At 48.0% G+C, this 1261-nt stretch carries 2 protein-coding genes; both read right to left on the bottom strand.

Annotated features, from left to right (window positions below; translation table 11 throughout):
• A partial coding sequence (gene tnpC, locus WBS51_RS15110; RefSeq protein WP_342694161.1) for an IS66 family transposase occupies positions 1-960 on the bottom strand: 960 nt, incomplete at its 3' end.
• Positions 885-1169 carry a hypothetical protein gene (locus WBS51_RS15105; RefSeq protein ID WP_342694160.1) on the bottom strand — a complete coding sequence of 95 codons (285 nt, stop codon included), beginning with the start codon at positions 1167-1169 and terminating at the stop codon, positions 885-887. The genes WBS51_RS15105 and tnpC, both read right to left, overlap by 76 nt.
• Positions 1170-1261: the final 92 nt, after the last annotated feature.

Below are 1261 nucleotides of genomic sequence, written 5' to 3'. Positions count from 1 at the left end.
ATGCTTTTTGTTTATAGAGTCCTCAATGGCGAATAACCGGTTGCAGTACTGGACTCCCTGCACTGCCGGCTGGCTGTAATCATACTGCCTGCCTTTAGGAACAGCGTCGATAAAGTATCGGCGGATATGTGCCCAGCAGGAGCAGCGCCTAATCCCCGGCAGATTGTTATAACCCTGATAGCCGTCAGTTTCCAGATATCCGCTGTAGCCTTCCAGAAACTCTCTTGCGTGGCTGCCGCTCCTGGTAGGGGAATAGCCATACAGGATAATCTCCGGAAGTCCATCCTCACCACTTCGGAACAGCCACATGAACGACTGGGTCTGAGCCCTGCGGCCTTCCTCTTTCAGCACCTGGCCCCGAGTCTCATCTGCCATGGCAAAGTTCCTTTTCAGCAGTTCACGGTGAAAGTAATCATACATTGGCTGAAAATAGTTCTGCGAACAGTAGATAATCCAGTTAGCAAGGGTGGTCCGGCTGATCTGGGCCCCATACTGTTTCCAGTCTTTCTCCTGCCGGTAAAGGGGAAGCCCATTGGCATATTTCTGGTACATGGTCCATGCAACGGTGGATGCCGAGGCAGGACCTTTCCCAACCAGAGCCGCCGGAACCTGGGACTTTATGATTACAGGTTTTTCTGTGTCGCCGAGTCCTTCCTTGCAGGATGGGCATCCGTAGCTCTGGCTGTAGTATTCGATTACTTTACAAGTGGCAGGAATGAATTCCAGTTCCCGGCGGACATACTCCTCGCCAATCAGAACCAGCTGCGTACCGCATACCGGACAAATCTTCTCTTCTTCCGGAAGAGGGAGCACTACTTTTTCAATCTTAAGGCCTTTGAAGAGATCTTCATGCGTGGCCTTCTTTTTACGGGTATGTTCCTTGATTACAGTTTCTTCTTCCGGCAGAGATGGATTCTGTTCCATTTCCGCTTCATCAAAGAGATTCTGCTGTCCCGGAATATCATCGGCTCTTCTTTCACTGGAAGAACCAAAGAGTTTTTTGTCAGATAATCTACCTGTTCCTGAAGGGCTTTCTCGTGACTGGATTTTTCGTCAATAATAAGACGGAGAGATTTCATCATCTCAGTCTGTTCAGATACCATTGTTTTCAGTTGTGATATCGTATCTTTCAGCTCTCTGATCTGGATATCTTTCGCACTGGAAGCCATCGTTTCTCTCCTCGGATTTGATACCTTTATTATAGCAGAAACAGGGCTTTTACTAAAGGAAAATAGCTCCTGAAAAATGCCGAATTTATAAG

The sequence above is a fragment of the Blautia acetica genome (assembly GCF_038739805.1).
Lineage (GTDB): Bacteria > Bacillota > Clostridia > Lachnospirales > Lachnospiraceae > Blautia.
Note: the sequence above shows the minus strand (reverse complement) of the source record. Positions and strands in the feature narration are given on the sequence as shown.